This window comes from Bradyrhizobium sp. AZCC 1610, assembly GCF_036924515.1.
GTDB lineage: Bacteria > Pseudomonadota > Alphaproteobacteria > Rhizobiales > Xanthobacteraceae > Bradyrhizobium.
This window is the reverse complement of the sequence record NZ_JAZHRR010000001.1, coordinates 1253236-1272187: the sequence shown is the minus strand read 5'-3', so window position 1 is coordinate 1272187 and position 18952 is coordinate 1253236. Positions and strand designations below refer to the sequence as shown.

The 18952-nt window shown below is 60.7% G+C and carries 20 protein-coding genes; 7 read left to right on the top strand and 13 right to left on the bottom strand.

What is annotated here, in order from left to right:
• Position 1 precedes the first annotated feature (1 nt).
• Positions 2 to 1492, top strand: a complete 1491-nt coding sequence (locus V1279_RS06295) for a glycosyl transferase family protein (protein ID WP_334433571.1) — start codon at positions 2 to 4, stop codon at positions 1490 to 1492.
• On the opposite strand, the gene V1279_RS06290 is transcribed toward V1279_RS06295, so the two are convergent.
• Positions 1493 to 1798 carry a hypothetical protein gene (locus V1279_RS06290; protein ID WP_334433570.1) on the bottom strand — a complete coding sequence of 102 codons (306 nt, stop codon included), beginning with the start codon at positions 1796 to 1798 and terminating at the stop codon, positions 1493 to 1495.
• A 391-nt stretch (positions 1799 to 2189) separates the two neighbouring features.
• Here V1279_RS06290 and V1279_RS06285 point away from each other — a divergent pair, with 391 nt between their 5' ends.
• Together V1279_RS06285 and V1279_RS06280 are read left to right on the top strand one after the other, a co-directional pair.
• On the top strand, positions 2190 to 2474 hold the full coding sequence (locus tag V1279_RS06285) for a type II toxin-antitoxin system Phd/YefM family antitoxin (RefSeq protein WP_334433569.1): 285 nt from the start codon (positions 2190 to 2192) through the stop codon (positions 2472 to 2474).
• The gene (locus V1279_RS06280; protein WP_334433567.1) at positions 2471 to 2890 is read left to right on the top strand and encodes a type II toxin-antitoxin system VapC family toxin; all 420 of its coding nucleotides are present in this window, start codon (positions 2471 to 2473) and stop codon (positions 2888 to 2890) included. Before V1279_RS06285 ends, V1279_RS06280 begins: the two co-directional genes overlap by 4 nt.
• Before the next feature lie 705 nt (positions 2891 to 3595).
• Here V1279_RS06280 and acdA read toward each other — a convergent pair.
• Positions 3596 to 4807, bottom strand: coding sequence for a 3-sulfinopropanoyl-CoA desulfinase (acdA, locus tag V1279_RS06275; RefSeq protein ID WP_334433565.1), 1212 nt, complete (start codon positions 4805 to 4807; stop codon positions 3596 to 3598).
• Between the two features lie 135 nt (positions 4808 to 4942).
• Here acdA and V1279_RS06270 point away from each other — a divergent pair, with 135 nt between their 5' ends.
• On the top strand, positions 4943 to 5785 hold the full coding sequence (locus V1279_RS06270) for a nitroreductase family protein (RefSeq protein WP_334433564.1): 843 nt from the start codon (positions 4943 to 4945) through the stop codon (positions 5783 to 5785).
• Between the two features lie 26 nt (positions 5786 to 5811).
• Here the strand turns inward: V1279_RS06270 and V1279_RS06265 are convergent, their stop codons facing one another.
• Entirely contained in the window at positions 5812 to 6873 is a 1062-nt protein-coding gene (locus V1279_RS06265) for a YeiH family protein (RefSeq protein ID WP_334433562.1), read from the bottom strand.
• Positions 6874 to 6958: 85 nt separating this feature from the next.
• Here V1279_RS06265 and V1279_RS06260 point away from each other — a divergent pair, with 85 nt between their 5' ends.
• Positions 6959 to 7867 (top strand): LysR family transcriptional regulator, encoded by a 909-nt coding sequence (locus V1279_RS06260; protein WP_334433559.1) that lies wholly within the window; start codon positions 6959 to 6961, stop codon positions 7865 to 7867.
• Here the strand turns inward: V1279_RS06260 and V1279_RS06255 are convergent.
• The 3 genes from V1279_RS06255 to V1279_RS06245 all read right to left on the bottom strand — a co-directional run bounded on the left by V1279_RS06255 (position 7864) and on the right by V1279_RS06245 (position 9830).
• Positions 7864 to 8082 (bottom strand): hypothetical protein, encoded by a 219-nt coding sequence (locus V1279_RS06255; RefSeq protein ID WP_334433558.1) that lies wholly within the window; start codon positions 8080 to 8082, stop codon positions 7864 to 7866. The two genes, V1279_RS06260 and V1279_RS06255, sit on opposite strands and share 4 nt — an antisense overlap.
• Positions 8083 to 8514: 432 nt before the next feature.
• The gene (locus V1279_RS06250; RefSeq protein ID WP_442894876.1) at positions 8515 to 9453 is read right to left on the bottom strand and encodes a recombinase zinc beta ribbon domain-containing protein; all 939 of its coding nucleotides are present in this window, start codon (positions 9451 to 9453) and stop codon (positions 8515 to 8517) included.
• Positions 9339 to 9830 carry a recombinase family protein gene (locus V1279_RS06245; RefSeq protein ID WP_442894875.1) on the bottom strand — a complete coding sequence of 164 codons (492 nt, stop codon included), beginning with the start codon at positions 9828 to 9830 and terminating at the stop codon, positions 9339 to 9341. Before V1279_RS06245 ends, V1279_RS06250 begins: the two co-directional genes overlap by 115 nt.
• A gap of 18 nt (positions 9831 to 9848) precedes the next feature.
• Here V1279_RS06245 and V1279_RS06240 point away from each other — a divergent pair, with 18 nt between their 5' ends.
• Positions 9849 to 10004, top strand: a complete 156-nt coding sequence (locus tag V1279_RS06240) for a hypothetical protein (protein ID WP_334446762.1) — start codon at positions 9849 to 9851, stop codon at positions 10002 to 10004.
• A 574-nt stretch (positions 10005 to 10578) separates the two neighbouring features.
• Here the strand turns inward: V1279_RS06240 and V1279_RS06235 are convergent.
• From V1279_RS06235 to V1279_RS06220, 4 genes are all read right to left on the bottom strand, one after another.
• Complete coding sequence (locus tag V1279_RS06235) at positions 10579 to 12699, bottom strand: DUF3363 domain-containing protein (RefSeq protein WP_334433556.1); 2121 nt, start codon at positions 12697 to 12699, stop codon at positions 10579 to 10581.
• A 656-nt stretch (positions 12700 to 13355) separates the two neighbouring features.
• Positions 13356 to 13883 (bottom strand): transposase, encoded by a 528-nt coding sequence (locus V1279_RS06230; protein ID WP_334433554.1) that lies wholly within the window; start codon positions 13881 to 13883, stop codon positions 13356 to 13358.
• Between the two features lie 26 nt (positions 13884 to 13909).
• The gene (locus tag V1279_RS06225; RefSeq protein WP_334433552.1) at positions 13910 to 14344 is read right to left on the bottom strand and encodes an IS110 family transposase; all 435 of its coding nucleotides are present in this window, start codon (positions 14342 to 14344) and stop codon (positions 13910 to 13912) included.
• A 152-nt stretch (positions 14345 to 14496) separates the two neighbouring features.
• Entirely contained in the window at positions 14497 to 14844 is a 348-nt protein-coding gene (locus tag V1279_RS06220; protein WP_334433550.1) for an HdeA/HdeB family chaperone, read from the bottom strand.
• Positions 14845 to 15102: 258 nt separating this feature from the next.
• Between V1279_RS06220 and V1279_RS06215 the strand changes: the two genes are divergently transcribed.
• Entirely contained in the window at positions 15103 to 15573 is a 471-nt protein-coding gene (locus V1279_RS06215; protein ID WP_334433548.1) for a hypothetical protein, read from the top strand.
• Between the two features lie 460 nt (positions 15574 to 16033).
• Here the strand turns inward: V1279_RS06215 and V1279_RS06210 are convergent, their stop codons facing one another.
• From V1279_RS06210 to V1279_RS06200, 3 genes are read right to left on the bottom strand one after another with little or no spacing between them, the layout of a single operon-like run.
• Entirely contained in the window at positions 16034 to 16246 is a 213-nt protein-coding gene (locus V1279_RS06210) for a hypothetical protein (RefSeq protein ID WP_334433546.1), read from the bottom strand.
• Positions 16243 to 17403, bottom strand: a complete 1161-nt coding sequence (locus V1279_RS06205) for a hypothetical protein (RefSeq protein ID WP_334433544.1) — start codon at positions 17401 to 17403, stop codon at positions 16243 to 16245. The genes V1279_RS06210 and V1279_RS06205 overlap by 4 nt, the downstream gene beginning before the upstream one ends.
• 7 nt (positions 17404 to 17410) lie before the next feature.
• Positions 17411 to 18907, bottom strand: a complete 1497-nt coding sequence (locus V1279_RS06200) for a DUF4331 family protein (protein WP_334433541.1) — start codon at positions 18905 to 18907, stop codon at positions 17411 to 17413.
• Between the last annotated feature and the right edge of the window lie 45 nt (positions 18908 to 18952).

The window sequence follows — 18952 nt, the reverse complement described above, 5'->3', positions numbered from 1 at the left end:
CATGACACAAGCCCCCTCCTTCATCTTTCAATATCTCTATGTCGTCGAAATTCTGATGTTGATCGCGGGTGTCATCATCGCGATCTCCAGCATCGACGACCTCGTGGTGGACCTGCTGTATTGGAGCAGCAGGCTGATGGGCACGGCCGACAGCAAGTCCAAGGAATTGCCGAGCGTGGAGATTCTCGAGCAAATCCCCGAGCGCCCCATCGCCATCATGGTGCCGTGCTGGAAGGAGCACGACGTCATTTTTTCGATGCTGTCATCGAACTCCCGGCTCGTGCGCTACGAGCACGCGCACTACTTCGTCGGCGTCTATCTGAACGATCCCCTGACCCAGGCCGAAGTGCGCAAGGCGCAGGGGCTGTACAAGAACATCCATATGGTGCTGGTCCCGCATGACGGCCCGACCAGCAAGGCCGACTGCCTGAACCAGACGATCTCCGACATCTTCACGTTCGAGGCCGAGCAACGCATCCAGTTTGCAGGAATCGTGATGCACGATTCCGAGGACCTCATTCATCCGCTGGAGCTCAAGCTCTTCAACAAGCTGGTCGACATCTACCACTTCATTCAGTTGCCGGTTTACTCGTTCTCCCGGCCGATCACTTCGATGATCGCGGGCCTCTACATGGATGAATTCGCCGAGATGCACACCAAGGACCTCGAGGTCCGGCAGCGGCTCAGCGGCGTCATTCCCTGCGCCGGCGTCTCCGCATGCTTCAGCCGGGAGGCGATCCAGCATCTCAACGATCAGAATCAGGGCGAGGCTTTCCGCACGTCATCGTTTACGGAAGACTACGACATCGCGTTTCGCGTCTCGGAACTCGGGTTCAATTCCGCATTCATCGCCTATCCGGCCAACTATGCGATCGACATCGATATCGACAGCGGTAACCCCGGCATTCTCCACCGGACCCTTCCGGTGGCGACCCGCGAATTCTTCCCGTCAGGCCTTGAGGCCGCCTATCGCCAACGCGCGCGCTGGCTGCTCGGCATCGTTTTCCAGGGCTCCGAAGAGCACGGCTGGAAAGGCTCGCTCGGGACAAAGTATTTTCTGGCGCGAGACAGAAAGGGCGTGATCACCAGCCCGGCCGTCATGCTCGCCTATTTTGCGCTCGCCAATCTGACCGTGTTCGAACTCTATCGGGCGGTTTTCGACCCCGAAAAGCAGTTTGTTTATGCCCTGCTGTCCCAGGACTGGGCGGTATGGATGTTTTTCGCAAACTTCCTGTTTCTGGTCTGGCGTTTGTTCAACCGAATGACGTTCACGGGCATGATTTACAATGTGCGTCATGCCCTGATGGCCGCGCCGAGGCTTGTCGTTGGCAATTTCGTCAACTTCTTTGCGACGTGGCGCGCCGTGCGCATCTACGCCAGCCACCGGATATCCGGCACAGCCCTCGTTTGGGACAAGACGTCCCACTCCTACCCGGTTCACATGGGCGACCTCACCTTGCCGCGGCCGGCGGTGCCCGAGGGTGCCGAATAGCTAGGAGGCCAGCACAGCCCGGATTTCGGGCTGCTGCCTGCTGGACGGGCTGGGGCCAAGGATGAGACGCGCGAACGAGCGCGTTGCGAGGAAAGCCGCGCAGACCACGATCGCAGCGAGTTGGAGACCGGGGTAAAAAATGATCGCCCCAAGAACGAGCCAGCCTGCCGCGATCGCAAGGAAGTCGCCGAGCCTTGAGCTCTTGCTGTGGGCAGGATCAAAGCCCTGATCGAGCGCATGGGCGATCGCATCAAGGCCGTCAATCGCATCCCTGCTTGTCGGGCCTGCCAGGTCACGTGAAAACATCAAACACCCCAGAAGCCTCTCGCGGGCTCTGGGGCATTTGGCGGCAGGACTATTGCCCACCGCTCAAACCGACCGTTACAGTTTTATCCAACTCGCGCTTTTCGAACGGAAGGGCCAGCACCTCCCCCTGGCATCAATAATTTAAGGCTAACGAACTCGGTCGAATTTTGCCTTCGGCGCCGATTGGGGGATCGACGCCAAACCTTCGCGCCGCCAAACCGCACGGCGGATGGCCCTCGGGATCCGCGCTGAGAGTGGCACGCGGCACCGTCTCTCCCTTAGGGAATTACCCTTCTGAAGTCGTAGCTTACCTATATTGCACAGCTATTGCACAGCGCGCTCGTTCCCATATATAGTCATGATAGTCATATTGGTCATTGAGGGTTTTGACATGACGAAGGCCAACAAGACGCCCTCCTCGCCGCCTCCTGGCGGCACTTGGACTCTCGCCGGTGCCAAGGCGCGGCTCTCGGAGGTGGTTGATCGTGCCCAGGCCGGTCCCCAAACCATCACCCGCAACGGCAAGCCGAGCGCGGTGATCGTCTCCGCCGAGGAATGGGCGCGCAAGACGGCGCGCAAAGGCACCCTGGCCGAGTTCCTGCTCGCGTCGCCGCTGCGCGGTGCCGATCTCGAGCTGGACCGCCAGCGCGACACGCCCCGTGATGTGAAGTTGTGAACCTCCTGCTCGATACTAACGTGCTGTCGGAGGTGCAGCGACCGGCGCCCGATCTGAAGGTGCTCGGCTGGCTTGATGCCGTCGACGAGGACCGGGTGTTCATCAGTGTCGCTTCGATCGCTGAACTTCGGCGCGGCATTGCTTTGATGGACGACGCCCGCCGACGCGCCGCGTTGGCCGCCTGGCTCGCCAACGATCTGCCGGCACGCTTTGGCGACCGGATCCTGCCGATCGATCACGCGGTTGCCGAGCACTGGGGCGACCTAATGGCGCAGGGCCGAAGCGGCGTTGCGCTGTCCGTTATGGATGGCTTCTTTGCGGCGACCGCGCTCGCCAAAGACCTCATGCTAGTCACGCGCAACGTCAAGGATTTTACGTTATTTGGCGTGCCGCTATTCAATCCGTGGGACGAATGAGTGGCCGACCAGGGTGTCCGGCAAGTCCGCTTCATCGCCCGGCACGGGCGCGTCGTCGCCGGTCTCGGCAGGAAGGATCCGGACCATCGGCTCCGGAGGATCGAGGTCGGTAAGGTTGACCGGTTAGGTTAAGCCGCGAGTTCGGTTGCAGCGCCCTCAAGCTGGGCTGTGGATTGAGTACCGGACAATTTCCCCAAGCGTTCGGGCCCACACCAGCAAAGCCGCCAGGCGAATATACTCCGCTTGGCGGCTTTGTTCTTTGGATCGCCAGTGCGCCACACATGGATGAACGCAAGCTACTTGATCGCTGTCGTGGTTGCCATGGCCGGCGGGCTATTGCTCATCGTCTGGATCGTGGGACAGCTTGTTTGATCGGCCTCAGCAGGAAGGCCACAAACAGCAAAGGCGGCCCCCAAATGGCCAGCAAGCCGTAAATTACAAGCTCCACAACGTCCATGCTCATCCCCAATGACATGTCGCTAACGAAGCTTTGCCTAGATTCGAGCTTGTTCAAAGCGAAACTGTTTGTGCGCCGCAACTATGCCCGCCTTGCAGCATCATCCCGCTACCTTTCGTTTCGCTCCGATTGCAGCAATGCGGGCGTGGTCCAGGCTGTACCGCCGGCTTTTCTGGTGCAGGTACGACGACGTTCAGCGACTTCCATGGTTACTTGCGCATTCCGAATACCGCGCGGTCTCATCGTGATTACTTCGCCGCGAGAGACGGAGCCTGAACCGCCTCCAAATATCCGTTGCGGGTCTGCGGGATTTTTGTGTCGAGAATCCTGGACGCCACCATCGTCCTCAGCACCTGCGCCGTGCCGCCGGCAATCGTGAACATGCGGGCATCCCGAACCATGCGTTCGAGCGGATAATCCCGCGAGTAGCCTCTGGCACCGAACAGTTGGAGGGCCTGGTTCGTGACCGTGTTGGCCGTCTCGGACGCGATGATCTTCGCCTGCGCCGCGAGAAGAGGATCCGGAAAAGGATCCGCGCTAAGGGCAGCCTGATGAAGCGACAGTCTCGCTGCATTGAGCGCCACCGCCATGTCGGCCAGCATCCACTGCAGGCCCTGGAATTCGGCGATCGGCCGTCCGAAATGCTTGCGCTCCTTCACGAAGATCACGGCCTTCTCAAACGCACCCTGCGCGAGCCCGAGCGCGACTGTTCCGGCGCCGACCCGTTGGCTGTTATACGCATCGATGAGGTCGGCAAAGCCACGCCGGAGCCCGCGCGGCGGCAGCACCAGCATATCCTCAGGGATTTCCAGGTTTTCGAAGATGATCTCGGTTTCGGGGATACCGCGGAGGCCCATTGCGGGTTCGCGTTTGCCGATGATCAAGCCGGGAGTCCCCTTGAGTGCGAGGAAGCCGCCGATCCCCTGCTCTTCGCCCCGCTCGTCGAATACACGGGCGAAGATCAGATGGAGCATGGAGACCCCACCGCCCGTGATCCAATGCTTCTTGCCTCGGATGACGTAAGTGTTGCCGTGCTTGTCTGCGCGCGTCGTCATCTCGGTCGCCGCCGATCCGGCTTCCGGCTCGGTGATGCAAATCGCGGGCTTGTCGCCCGAAAGAACGAGATCAGCTCCCAGCCGCTTCTGCTTTTCGGTGCCATACTGCATGACCGCGGAGATGGCGCCCATGTTGGCCTCGACCGTAATGCGCCCCGTCGCCCCGCATACCCGCGCCATTTCCTCGATGATCAGGGCGGCCTCGAAGTAACTTCCTCCCCGACCGCCATAGGATGTCGGAATCGTGTAGCCCATGAAGCCCGCGGCCTTCAGAGCAGCCACGTTGTCGAAAGGGTAGGCTTCGGTCCGGTCGATCTCCGCGGCCTTCGGCGCGAATTCGGTTTCGGCCAATTCACGCGCGACGCTGCGGAGCTTCAGTTGCTCGGGTGACAGTTTCATATCCATGGCAATCATCCTTCCCCGGAAGCGGCACGGTCTTTTCGATCATTCGGCTCCGAAGCGCTGCAAAACGCAACCGAATATTTTATGATCTCTCGTGCGAACCTGACGTTGATGAGCAGCGCCCTGGAGACCTTCGAGATGTCCAATTCGAGAACCCCGTTTGTCGATCGCTTCGGTCCTGATGCTGCGGATGTGGAATTCGGCGGCGACGCACCGTCCCTCCTCCGTCAGTTGGCGGCTCGCGGCTCGGTACGAAAATTCCGGTCCGATACCATTCCGTACCGGACCTTGCAGCGGCTATGTGCCCTGGCGTTATGCGCCCCGACCAAAAGCGACCTCCAGCAGCGCGACATCATCATCATCGACGCGCCGTCCCTGAAATCCCGGATCGGCGCGCTCCTGGCAGACGGACCGCTAGGCCAGAAATGGCTGGCAAACGTTCCGAGCCTTCTCATCTTCTGCGGCAACAATCGGCGACAGCGTCGAATCCACACACTGCGCGACAGGCATTTCGCCAACGATCACCTTGATGCCTTCTTCAATGCCGCTGTCGATGCCGCGATTGCCCTGTCCGCGTTCGTGATCGCGGCCGAGGCTGAGGGCCTGGGCGTCTGTCCGGTCAGCGCGGTTCGCAATCACTCCGACGTGCTGTCAGAGCTCCTGAAACTTCCCGACCATGTTTTCCCGGTAGCCGGCATCGCTGTGGGATACCCTGCCGAGGCTCCGCAGCTCAGCATGCGGCTTCCGCTGTCCGTGACCGTGCATCACAACACGTTTCTGGAAGACGGGCTCGATGATGCCATCGAGGCATATGATCGGCGCCGCGCGGCAGCCCAGCCTTACGCGGCTCAACGCTATGTCAGGGAGTTCGGATTGGCCGAAACCTATGGCTGGTCGGAGGATAAGGCGCGGCAATATTCGCACCCCGAGCGCGCGGACTTCGGCGCCTATGTGAGGCGCATCGGCTTCAGGTTGGACTGATCGTTCGAACGATCCCGAGCGGGGCACTAGTTGAACAGATGAACCAGGCCGATGCTGATCGCGAGCAGGAGCATCAGCGACAGCGTCACGGCCGCCGTCACCCTGCCACCGACGGTGGCAAGAACCCGAACGTCGACGCCGAGGCCGAGCGCCGCCATCGACACGACCGTGAGGAATCCGGTGATCGCGGTCAGCGGGCCGATCACCGTTGCCGGTACGATATCGAGCGAGCGCAGAACAGAAAGCGCGAGAAAGCCGAGGATGAACCAGGGCACGAGCCGGAAGAATCCAACCGCTGTATTGCCCTGCACTCCGCCACGCAGGCGCGGGGCGAGCAACGAAAGCCCCACCACGACCGGCCCCAGCATCAATACGCGCATCAACTTCACCAGCGTTCCGATCTGCGTGCTCACGAGCCCCGCCGGCACCGTTGCGGCAAGCACTTGCGGGACGGCGTAGACCGTGAGGCCGGCGAGAATTCCGTATTGCGTCGCGGACAATTGCAAAAGCGGAATGAGCAGCGGCAGCCCCAACACCATCACCACGCCGAGTATCGCCGTGAAGGAGATCGAGGACGCGATATCGTCGCCATCGGCTCCGATGACCGGCGCGACCGCTGCAATCGCCGAATTGCCGCAGATGGAATTGCCGCAGGCGATCAGGATCGAAAGCCGCGTCGATAGCCCGAGCATACGGCTGACGCCGAAGCTGAGGCCCAGGGTCACGACGACGGTCGCAGCAATGGCGCCGAGCAAGGCAGCGCCGGACGCCGCGATTGCAGCGAAGCTGATGGACGCGCCGAGCAGCATCACGGCCACCTCGAGCAGCTGCTTGGCGCTAAAGGCGATGCCGGCCTGCCAGCGCTCGGACGGATTCCAGAAGCTGCGCACGGCCATGCCGAGCAGGATCGCCAGCACCAGCGCTTCCACATAGGGGTGCGCGAACAAGCGCCGTTCCGCGGTTTCGAGGGCTGCCGAGATGCCGGCGACGATGATGCAAAGGAGAACGCCGGGAATGAGCCCTGCAAGGCGGCTGACACTGTTGGCCGATCCATTCCCTGGAGCGGAAAATTCCTCGTCCTGCGGCACTAATTTCTCCCGGGGAGAAAAATCTATGCGTCAGATGGCGATAGTTGGGTAATATATTTTCGATCTGGCCCAATAGAGGGAAGTTATGTCCTTGAACCTGCACCTGCTGCGCCTGTTCACGATGGTGGTGAGAACCGGGAGCTTCTCGCGTGCAGCCGACGCCCTCCATATCAGCCAGCCGGCGATCTCGAAGGGGGTGCGGGATTTCGAGCTTCAGGTCGGCTGCCGCCTGCTCGACCGGACCCCAAAGGGCGTGCGTCCGACACGGGAGGGAAAGGCGCTGGTGCGGCATGCGGAAGCGCTGTTTGCGACCGAGCGCGCGGCAGAGGACGAATTATTGTCGCTGCGCAATCTCGACAGCGGATCGCTGCGCATCGGCGCATCCACCACGATCGCAACCTACATGATATCGGACTATCTCGGGACGTTTCACCGAAAATATCCCGGGATCGACCTGCATCTCATTATCGCGAATACCAGGGACATCGCCGATCTCATGCTGGCGCATGATATCGAGATCGCGCTGGTCGAAGGTCCGGTTGAAGATGACGAGCTCGAAAGCCATGCCTGGCGAACCGACGTCATGAGCCTGATCGTCGATGCGCGGCACCGCTTCGCGGCGGCCGAGCGCGGGATCGACGGCGCGGCGCTGTGCGACGAAGTCCTGATCGTACGCGAGCCCGGTTCCGGATCGCGCGAGGTGGTGGCGCAGGCGCTGGCTGCCGAGGGCATCGAACCTAGGCGCACGCTGGAGATCGGCAGCACCGAGGCTATCAAGCAGGCGGTAGCCGCCGGCCTCGGCGTCGCCATCGTGTCCAGCGCCACGATTTCCGATCAGGTCACGCTTGGCCGACTCAAGGTCGTGCAGATGCGCGATCTGCAGATCGAGCGCACGCTGTGGCAATTGAAGGTACCCGGGCGAATAGAAATCCCTGCGGCGACCGCGTTCGAGCGGATCATCTGGCAGGACAAGCGAGTTGCTGAGGTGGCTTAGAAGATCGCGGCCTTGGCCAGCGCCGCGACGCGGCTGAAACCGTCAAAGACACCCGGCTCGAAGAAGGCGGCGCGGGCGATCACGATGGCTCCAACCAGCGACCAGAACAGGCCTGTGCCCGCCCACAACAGATATTTGGACGCGCGCGAACGCGGCCCTGCTTCCCGTTCGGGCATCAGGCGCTCGCCAAACGGCTCGTATCGCAAGCGTTCCATTGCGCGGCCAATCCATTGATTTCCGGAGTAAATGTCGTCGTTTCCGGCGCACGGAGCAATGGAAGCGATTTGCTTTTTCGAACCACGGAATGGAAGCGTATTTCTGTATGGACCGGTTGCGGAACGGCTTTCTTCTTTGCCGGTGTCTGGCTGCTCGGCCCCGAGGGAATGGCGGAAGGTCGAGCGGGATTGCCGTCAGTCCGACGCGCGTCACCGCATTCAATGGCAATGTATTGGATCTTGAAAGGCTTGGTGGGCGCACCAGGGCTCGAACCTGGGACCCGCTGATTAAGAGATAGCGACGGGTCAAGAACAATCAATGACTTACTGGTCGCACCACTGGGCTTATCCGACCGCAAATGGGCTTTCGTCGCACGATCATAGTCGTTGCACTGCCTGATATCTGAACACGCTACTCTGACTTTACGGGGGTCAACTGCGACTACAAGGCCATCGCTCGATAGGTTCAAATCGGGGACCTGCAAGCGCGTTTGTTATAACTTCTGGCTTGGGAGACCTCCGCCGGCCCGCGGCAAGGTCGAGAATGGCCATCAGCTCGCCGCGTAGGATGGCGTGGCTCTCGCCTCGCTTATCGCCGGGGGTTATCACCACCTCGCCAACGAGCGAGCGGATGTCCTCGCGGGCTTCCCCGTTGGACTCCGGCTCGGCCAGCGTTTCGGCGAGGCGTATCACCTTGGCGCGATAGTGTTCAGCGATATTCGGATGTACGTCCGGTAGAACGGCCGGAGCCTCGGCTAGTCGTGCCTCGATCTCGGCTTTCTGCTGAGCCAGTTCCCCCATCCTCGCCTTCATGGCCGGCTGGTACATACCATCCTCGATGGCGTCCATGATCCCTTTGATGCTCTTCTCAATCTTCACAAGGGCGCGGCGGCTCGCTTCTGCCTGCGCTCGCCGTTCACGGTTCTGGCGATTGGTTTCCTCGGCGTAGGCGCGCACGGCGACCGCTACGGCCTCGGGAGATACCAGCTTGTCGGTAAGGCCCGCCAACACGCGCCGCTCGATGTCGTCACGGCGAACGGTGCGACCGTTTTTGCAGATCCCTTTGCGGAAATGACCGAGACAGCCGTAGCGGTCGTTGACGACGATGCCATACTTGCTGCCGCAACACCCGCAGGTGAGCAGACCTGACCGGAGGAAGGCAGGGCGGCGCAGGCGGTTCAGCCGTTCCGCGCGAGCGGCCCGGACCCCCTTGGTCGTCGCCTCGAACTGCTTCGCAAGCTCGGCCTGGCGCAGCTTCACCCGCTGCCACAACTCGTCATCGACAACACGAAGTCCAGGCACCTCGGTCCTGATCCACTTCGCCTCGGGGTTCGGACGCGACACCCGCTTGCCCGTATTCGGGTCCTTGATGAAGCTCTGCCGGTTCCAGACCAGCAGGCCGGCATAGAGCTCGTTGTTGACGATGCCGTTGCCCCGGCAGGCATGTCCTCGGATCGTCGTGTCACCCAGGCGCGGCCGAACGGTCCGGGAATGCCATTCCGGTTCAGATCGGTCGCGATCCCGCGTGGCGATTTTCCCGCCGCGAATTCCTGGAAGATCCGACGGACAATCGCGGCCTCGGCTTCATTGATCTGGCGTTCGCCCCGAACCGGTTCACCCTCTCTATCGGTGCGCTTCACCACGTCGTAACCATAGCAGAGGCCGCCACCCGCCTTGCCCTTCTCCACTCGGCCGCGCAAACCACGATGGGTCTTGGCAGCGAGGTCTTTCAGGAACAGAGCGTTCATCGTGCCTTTGAGGCCGACATGAAGTTCGGAGATTTCGCACTGGACCGCGTCTCGCGCGATCAGGCCGACGTCGCGACGCTGTTCAAGCATCTGCGCTTTGCCGGCGTACTGCCCGTTTTGCTCCGGGAATCTGTCCGTCTCTTGAGCAAACGAACCAAGCAGATGAAATTGTAGCTGAACAACCTGTCTCTATCGTGGCCACGGTTCGTTGTCATTGGCCGCTGCCGGAGGCTTGGCCTGCTGCCGCGCGAGCTGTCGGCCGATAGCTTCTGCAATCCGCAGAATGCGCGGGTCAAGCGACTCTCCGGAGCGCGATCCATTGTCATTCGCCGGACAAGGCCTTTTCCCGTCCTCTTCCGTCGCCATTCCGACGCTCCCTCGTCAGGTCCATCGAGCGAAAAACAACGAGGGAGCGCAGAGCGGAAGTCAGGAAGTCGAGCCATCGTAGCAGAGCGCAAAGATACTTGCGGTCGGCGATTTCTGTTCGTTGGATGCAAATTTCTCAGGACTTTTCGAGCGGACCGGCATTCGCGACAGGGGGGACGATTCTTACGAATCTCGCGTCAGGATGAGGAAGCGCTCCGTTTCCGATTGATTGAGCCCTACCTGCTTGGCAAGCCCCTGCTGGGCCAGCGACAGCCCGTCAAGGCCGCAAGCCGCGAAGCGGGGGCGCGAAACGCGCCAGCCTTGACGGGGTGGCGCTGGTCCGGCCTGCTTGGCTTCAAGCAGGCAAGGCTTGCACGCCGGCTCACAGCCCCAACCCTCGCTTTCTACCCAAGCTCCATTCGATGCCGCCGTCATTGCGCATGAGGCCGGAGATGTGCTGCCCGATGCGGTTGTCGAGCACAGGTTGCCACGGCACGAGACTGAAGCTGAGCCCACCATCACCACTGAAGCTCTCGATCATCGCGAAACGGCCACTGGATAGTTGGGTGGAGCCGACAAGCTGGCCGCTGATGTGGTTGCCGGGAACGGTGAGTTGCCATTGTCGCCCGCGTTCGGCGGCGAGCGCCTTGCCGGCTCGTTCGATGTCGGCGGTCTCAAGCCGCTGGATCAGATTCTTTGGCGCCCGGACATGGCCGTTGCCGAGGTCGGTAACGTGGCCCGCGTCCACCAAGGCTCGCTTGCGCTTGTTCAGCGCCACCTTCACCTCCTGACCGAAACCATCGGCGGCAAGCGCCACACGCTGGCGGGAGACCAGTTCGCGGTCAAGCCAAGTCGCGCCGTCATGGCCGATCTGCCGGTCGAGACCGGTGGGAGACAGGACACTTATTCGAATATTCGCACGGTCCCGTGCGAGATCGTAGGTTTGACCGCGCTCGGGGAGATCGGCGGAGACACGCCAGTGATCCGCGTCGATCCGCTCCACATGGCCGCCCCGGCGCAGGGCCTCCAGCCGGCGGACATGGGAGCGAACGAACGCCTCGGGGTCGCCGCCGATGCGGTCGATCGCGGCGCGCGCCCGCTCCAGATGCGCGGACGGGCGATAGATACCTTCTTGACCTGCGACATCCATGATGTTGCGGTCGGCAGCACGCGGCGCGGGAGGGGCGGAGCCCGCCGCGACGATCATGCCTCGACCGACTTCCTCGGCGCGGGCAGCATCCATCTCGATGTGGTGCACCCGCCCGTCCACCCCGTCGATCACCAGTCGGACCCGCTCGTCGATCTCGTCGCCGCCAAGCCCTTTGTCGAGCACGCGGCCGACGATGCGTTCGGTCGCGCTCTCGCGGTGCAGGACATAGCGCGCCGGATGGCGGTCCTCTGCCAGCCCTTCGCGCTCCAGTGCCCTGTGCATGGTCTTGATGATGTCGCCGCGCTCACCAAGCTCCCGCAGCACGGGTTCGGCCTCGCGCGACACGATCCATTTGCCGGTTTCGACCTCGGTCGCAAGCCCCATGCGCTCCAGCTTGCGCGCCCGTTCAATTAGCAGCGCGCGGTTCTGACGGAACGTGTCGCGCATGTCCTGGTCGGGGCGCAGGTCGGTGACCTCCTTCCCCTGCTGCTCGGCGATCAGCATCCGGTCGAGCCTGGTGAAGCGGTCGGCGTCCACTTCCCGCTCGAGCTGCTTCGCCACCTCAAGCTCGGTCTGCCGGCCCAATTCCAGCGTGACGATTTCGCTGGCGCGCTCGCGAATGCCGTGAGCGATATAGTCGCCGGCGATGTTGAGGATCTTGCCGTCGTCGGTAATGCCCCGAACGATGATGTGGGTATGAGGGTGGCCGGTGTTGTGGTGGTCGACCGCGATCCAGTCGAGCCTCGTCCCGAGGTCGGCTTCCATCTGCTTCATCAGATTGCGAGTGGTCTCGCGCCGATCCGCCAACTCCGCCCCTTCCTCGGCGGAGACGATGAAGCGGAACTGATGACGGTCCTCGCGGCCCCGGTCGAGAAAGGCGCGGCCATCCTCTACGTCGCGCTCGGCCGAATAAACCTGGCCCTTCCCACCATCCCTCGTCACGCTATCCCGCTCGAGATAGCGCAGGTGGGCGTCTACCGCTTTGGCGCTGACGAAGCCACGCCCTCGCATCGCACCGCGCTGCGGGTTGAGCTTGACCACGCGGGCCTTCACGGCCACACGCCGGGCTCGTGTGCGCACCCCGCTTGCGTCCTGGTTCCACGCGCTCCGATCCTTCAGCGTCAGCCCTGTCGCAGCGCCGCGGCCCCGCGCATTGAACCGGCCACTTCCCTTTCCGGCCCTGGCCAAGCGGTCGGGGTTGCCGCCGGCCCGGCGGATGGCCTGTTGGACCTCACCGAGGAAGCTGGGCGTACGTCGGCGCATCCCGCCGAGCCGGCGCGCACGTATGCTCGCACCACCACGGTCCCGGACCTTGCCGGGACGGATGCGAAAGTCGTCTTCGTTGCTCGCCATGAGATGACGATCGGAGGTCGAAAAACACCGAGCAAGCGCGGAATGCTCTCGTCGCATGGGAGCGCAGAAATACGTGCATCGGCGTAAACACTGCGGTCTCTCATTACCCGCACGTTGCGGGCGATGGCGCTTGGATCGTTGAAAACAAAGAAGAAAGGTTCAGCAGCGCCCCCCGCCGCACCTCATCGCACGAAGAGCGAGCCCCGCAAAACAATGTGCAGACAAACACTTAGGAACGAAGTTCCGGCAGCGAAAAATCTCGCTTTATCTTGCCCTCCTAATCGGGCGTGCAAAGTCAACTCATTCCTACGCTTTTCTGCGACTCTTCGATCTTCGGCCATTACAGACTCCCTGCACCAAAACGCGCAAACTTCGCCACAGCCGCGTACGCGACGTGCATTCACCAGGCGGGTCCATGCGTTCCTTCGCGTTCAGCACATCGGCCATCGCATGCTCTTCATCAGGTTCGTAAACAGGGTTGTCCAAGCAGTCCGGCGCTCTCGTCTCGAAGGGCGGCAGCAGGCAAGAGATAGCGGACATTCCCCGTTTCGCGGCCCCGCCAGGGGACGCTCACCGCGCGCGCGGATCTCTAATTTGTTTCCTCCTCAACATGTGGGCGCAAACCCAGCGTCAATCCGTCGTCATCTGCACAGCAGCTACTGTGCAGGCTTCAATCGCAGCCGCTGCGTGACCTTTGCGCCGAACCCGACGTGGAGGTCGGTCTCGCTGACCCACATCCGGTGCAGAATGCTCGCGAGCTTGCGCGCGACCGCCGTGATGGCGCACAACATGCTCGATCGTTTAGCAATCCGCAGACCCCACACCCGCAATGCCGACCATTTCCTAACCCGCAGCAGCAGGCTTGCAGCCGCCTCGCATAGCGCCTCCCGAACGGCAACGTCGCCCTGTTTGCTGATCCGACCTTCAAAGTCGATCGACGTACCGGACTGGTGCCGCCTCGGCGTCAGGCCAAAATGGGCGCCTACCGTTCGGGACCGGGCAAAGCGATGAGGGTCATCAACGCCAACCTTGAACGACAGGGCTGCAACGGGACCGACGCCGGGAACCGTCATCAGACGCCGGCAGACAGGATCATGCTGGACCACTTGCAGGAGCACACGATGTAGCCGATCGTAACCCTCGAGGATCGCGTGACGCGCGTCCAGCATAGCCTCGATGGTCATCACAAAGATCGGATCGCTGCGCTCAATCAGCTCGCGGACGCGTGCTTCATATGTCCCCCGGGCGACGGCTCCGACAAGCAACCATAGGCCCGAAGCGCACCACGAATATGGTTTTCGAGATCGATCAGTTTGCGCTTGAGCAGCTTCCGGCTGGTCAGCAGCGTGCGCATCTTCTGCATGTCGATATTCTTGACATGCACGGCACGGTACCAGCCCAGTCGCATCATCTGTGCGATGCCGCGCGCGTCGTTCCGATCGGTCTTGTTCCGCATCGTCGACAGCGACACGCGCATGTGACGTGCCTCGACGACGGTGATCGGAAGCCCGGCTGACTGTAGTTCGCGATAGAGCCAGATGCCAAGCGACGACGCCTCGACTCCCACTCTCTCCAGGCGATCCGCGCAGTCATTGAGCGGCCATGGACTCGATTTTCTGAAGAGCTTCCACGCAACCGGCTCCATCGAGCAGGAAGGTCGGCGACAAACGCGGCGGGGCCGAAGCTACAATGAGTTGTGGCAAGTAGGAGCACGCACGCGAAACAATCCACGATGACTTAATATCTTCAAGAGTGACATTACGCTAACACCAGACCCGGCGACCGCGAATCGTAACTTCACTTGAACGCGGCCTTGTGTTTCTCTTGCTTGAGCATCACATCTATCGCTTCGATGATCCGAATCTGCGGATTTGCTTTGCAATAGACAATCACCTCATGTTCCAGCTCTTTCGAACGGGCTATGTTGAAGTAGTGCTTCTTTGCAAGGCCGTTGTACCAACCACTGTACCAGGTGGTCAGCCTGTCAGCATCGCCCTGCCAGGTTCCTGCAAGGGCAGCACACGTTAGTGCCTGCACGTCAATATAACCGTTAGCATCCGCGTACGCCGTGAGGTCTGTTTGCGCCTGAACGTGTGAACTTTCTGCAGCTAGAATTGCCGTCGCAGTAGCTAGTGCTTTCAGCATCTTGTCACCCCTGGGAAATCTTTCAGGCGAAGCGAAGGTCCGGTCGAACTGTGACAGAACCGCCAATCCGCGCTATGCACTTTCGGCCCAGATCAGTTGGGAAAAGAACGCCTCATTCAGTTTCGATGACTCCCGCCGATCACACTCAGCCCCGTGCGCTGGACTGTAAAGTGGATCCGCACCTGATGCCGATTTTGCATAGGCTACTCCTGATTCCTTTTCTAAGTTCGATTACGTCGAGATCAGAGTGTCAAAATCATGCCAGTAACAAGCCGCCCGGCTTTGCCAAGTCGTAGCTCCTTGGTTGTCTTATCTGCTATCTTGCTGATGCCCTGCCTTTCGTTGCTGGCTGGGGAACCGCCGAGCAAACCATTTCTCGACAAGAACAGTTTTTATCTGTCCTCCGCGGGCTTCAAAGTGCATTTCGCCAATGATGCCGCCGGCAAAAAGGCCCTGCACTCGCTGCCACCCCATCGCTTCGTGATTCACAACCTCGGCGCTGGTAACGTTCGGTATCTCTATGCCGAGCCTCAGCATTGTGTGTGCATCTTCATCGGCACCAAGGAGGCCTACCAAAACTATCGTGCAATTCTCACACAGCCAATACAGCAACCTGATGATGTCTCCGCAGATTACAAGACGCAGGTCAGCGCACTATTGGAGGGCGACCCCGTCGATATGGTGGGCAACCCGCCTTATGCCGCCGAGTATTTCCGCAATTATTATTAGGCGGGTTGAGATGTCACTGAGTGACCGCCTTCCACAAATCGATCGGATAGATCAGATCCCGTAACGCCGGCAAATAGCCCGAAGTCTGGAAATGCATTCAGCACAGAGACCTGTCCCAGACGGTGCAACCTCGACCTCGATACCAACCGCATACTCTCCTGGACTGCAATAGCTTCCCGAATTGCCAGGCTTCACGCTCGTCCAGGGCCCCTGCGTGGTGCCAGGAGGCATCGCCGTCGCTGGGGCAGCCGTTTGCGCGTGGGCGCCAGCGTTCGGCGCAATGGTGATAACGGCCAAGGCGACGAGTTTCGCGAGCGGTTTCACGGTAACTCTCCCATCTCCGCTTGGCTCCGCCCGGCACGAAACCAAGCTCTCGTCGGCTTAGGCGCTCTGTATCAAGGCAATCAGCCCCAGTCCTGAAACCCTATTGCGTTAGCGCAGCTGGAAGCTGGGTACGAGCCTACCGCCAGGCGGTTTTCCACCCGAGACCGACCCTCATCCAGATCTGGTTATCGGCGCTGCTATCTCGTACGCTCCAGCCGCTAATCATGAGGGCAGGTTGTTGGATCGCGCCCGCTTCCGGCACGGCAGCTTCGGACGGCAAAACTCGAAGAGCTGGCGTGAAGGCGGCAAGCGCTGCGCCGACAACAAAAACCCGACGATCGACTATCATGCGGCAGCCCCTTTCCCGGTTTCCAAAGAGCCTTGCACAAATGACGACAATTGGAACGCAGGTGCATTGCCCCAGCACTTGGTCGCTCTCACGGAAACTTCGTTGGCGACGTCGGTCTCGCCTGCTCCGAGGGCGATGGTGTAGGTCTGCTCAAAAGCACGGAGCGTCGGTCGATTCTTGAGATTGATCTCCGCGAGCTCCAGTGCCCGTGACGGATCGCCTCCACTGCCGATATAGAATTCGGCGCCATGATCGGCGAATGCCAGCAAGTGCTTGTCCAATAGTTCCTCGAACCTTGATCGCGCGGCTTCCAGATGTGAAGCCGCCTCACCAACGCTCCCCTCGGCATGCAGCACGTCTGCCAGCCTCCACGAGACTTCCGGATCGCCGCTGGCGAGCGCCGGCCTGAGCGTCGCCTCCGCTTCACGTGCCCGACCCGTGGCTGAACAGATCTCCGCCAGATGCACGCGGGCTCTCACATAACAAGGCAAACCGACAACTGCCTTGCGATACCAATGCTCGGCGCGCGCCAATTGTGGTTCCGGTACGAGTTCGCCCCAAAGCATGCCTAACTGAAAACAAACCCAGGCCACCGGGAACGGCGAAACATCCCGGTATTCCCGCAAGGCTTGTCGATAGATTTCGTCGGCGTCGTTAAATTCGCCCACATCTGCCAGCAGCGCACCAAGCGCTACACGGTCTTCAAAGCGACCGGATTTCGCAACGATCCTACGCCGCTCGTCCAGCACCTCCTCCAGATGCGAGCCGCACGCCTGATCGACGTTCAATAACACGCGCATTACGTCTGCCGACGGTGCTCCGCCAAGGCTTGCTTGTGCGAGATAGTGCCTTGCATCTGAAAAGCGATGCAACGCCGAGGCGATTTGCGCCTGAATCATCATCGTACGCGAGGAAAACGCATCCAGTCGGCCGAGTTGCTCGCCAAATGCTTCCAGACGACCAAGCGCCGACAGATCTCCCGCAAATTGCGCGGTCAGCTGTTCGTGTTCGAGGACGGTCTCGGCGGCGCCGGCGCGTTGCGGATCCTGATAGAAGCGGTTCCAGGACCGCAGACGCGCGCTATTCAGGTTGGTAATGGCGATCTCGCCATCGGTCGTTTGGAAACACTCGCAATCGAGAACCGCGGCTTCAGTCATTGTCACCTCAGAAGCGAGACTTGAGGCTGTCCAATCCAACCTTGAACAGGGTCGACACAATCGTCTTCACGGCAATAGTAGCCTGCCCGTTCGGAAGGAATTGGGCGCGCCATTCCACCGAACTGCCCACACCATTGGGCTTCACCGACAACATTCCAGTATAGTTCGCCACCGATAGACCTGAGACATTAGTGTAGCGGTAGAACCGGCCTGCGTTATCGATCGCCTCGAGACGTTCGATGATCTGCTTGCCGTCGACTGTTTCGATCGTTCGCAATTGACCGAGACCAGTTCCGGTTAAGCGAATTTCTGCGATCAGAGGATGCCAATTGCTACCAAATTGGCCTATCAACTCCCAGACCTTGTCGGGCGCGGCGCCGACATCGATGGTCTCAACCACCGTCTGCAGGTCGAGATTCGGCGATGCGAGGTATGGGAAGGTTTTCGTTCCAGGCTTGGTTGCCTTCGTCGTTCCGCCTTCCAGGAATTCGCGATCGCGATTCACGATCCACGTCATCAGTATGTCGATGACATCCGAGTCGACGGTGCGGCCTCCACCGGTCTGATAGGCCTTACCATTGATGGTACTTCGCTCGATTTCCAGATGGCTGGTGTCGGTCATCGGCTTCGCAACATCCATCAGTAGAAAATCGTCGACAAACATACTGGCGTTCACTGCCAGCGCAGATGGAGTCCAGTCCTGCTTGCCGTCGCGCATATCCCATTCGGCCAGGCTGTCCTTCATGCGCTGAAGAAACAAGGGGCGAAACTTTTCATCGATCGCGAAGGGGGTCTGCTGGTTCCAGAGATCGCGGATATCGTCAGCACCCGTCAGTCTGGGGTTGTTCAAGCGCATATTGGTGTTCTCGGGACGACCGACCCAATCCATCCGTGGCGGTTCGTGCCCCACCAATGCGCCGGGCCGAGGAATCGGTATCGTTTCGGCGATCACCGCGAATAAGGATCCTTTGCCGGGATCCAGCACGCGCTGCGTGTCGAACTCGACAACGATGCTAAGCACGTTATCGTTGAAAAGCAGGTTTTGAAACTTCTTCAAACCGGCCGGAATTAACCAGGCGAGGATAAATGGATCGGAACGCATTCCTGCGTATACGCGGAATGCGCCGTCAGGCGTAGATGCCCCTTTTTCATTGCCGGCTAGGAAACGAAGCGTCTGTCCATCGGGGAACGTAAAAATACCGCGCTGGACCGGCTTCCGGTCCACCGCGCCACGCTCAAGGGCCTCAAAACGGCAACTGAAGCGTATTTCAGGATCGGCCGTCTCGAATTTGGTAGCCTCGCCGATGCCAGCCACCTTCGCGCGACGAACGACGATCGAATGATTGATCGCATTTGAGAAGATGGCATCAACCCCGCACGTCGGAAAGACGTTCACGGCGAGCACCGTACGAGCCGGATTTTCCGGGCTCGTGAACGCAAGCAGGTCCGTGATATCGACTGCGGGGTCTCCGATCTGCCTCGGCCCGTCAATATGATCCGACATCACGGCACTCCAATCTTCATACGGCTCGACTAAGCGTTGGTGATC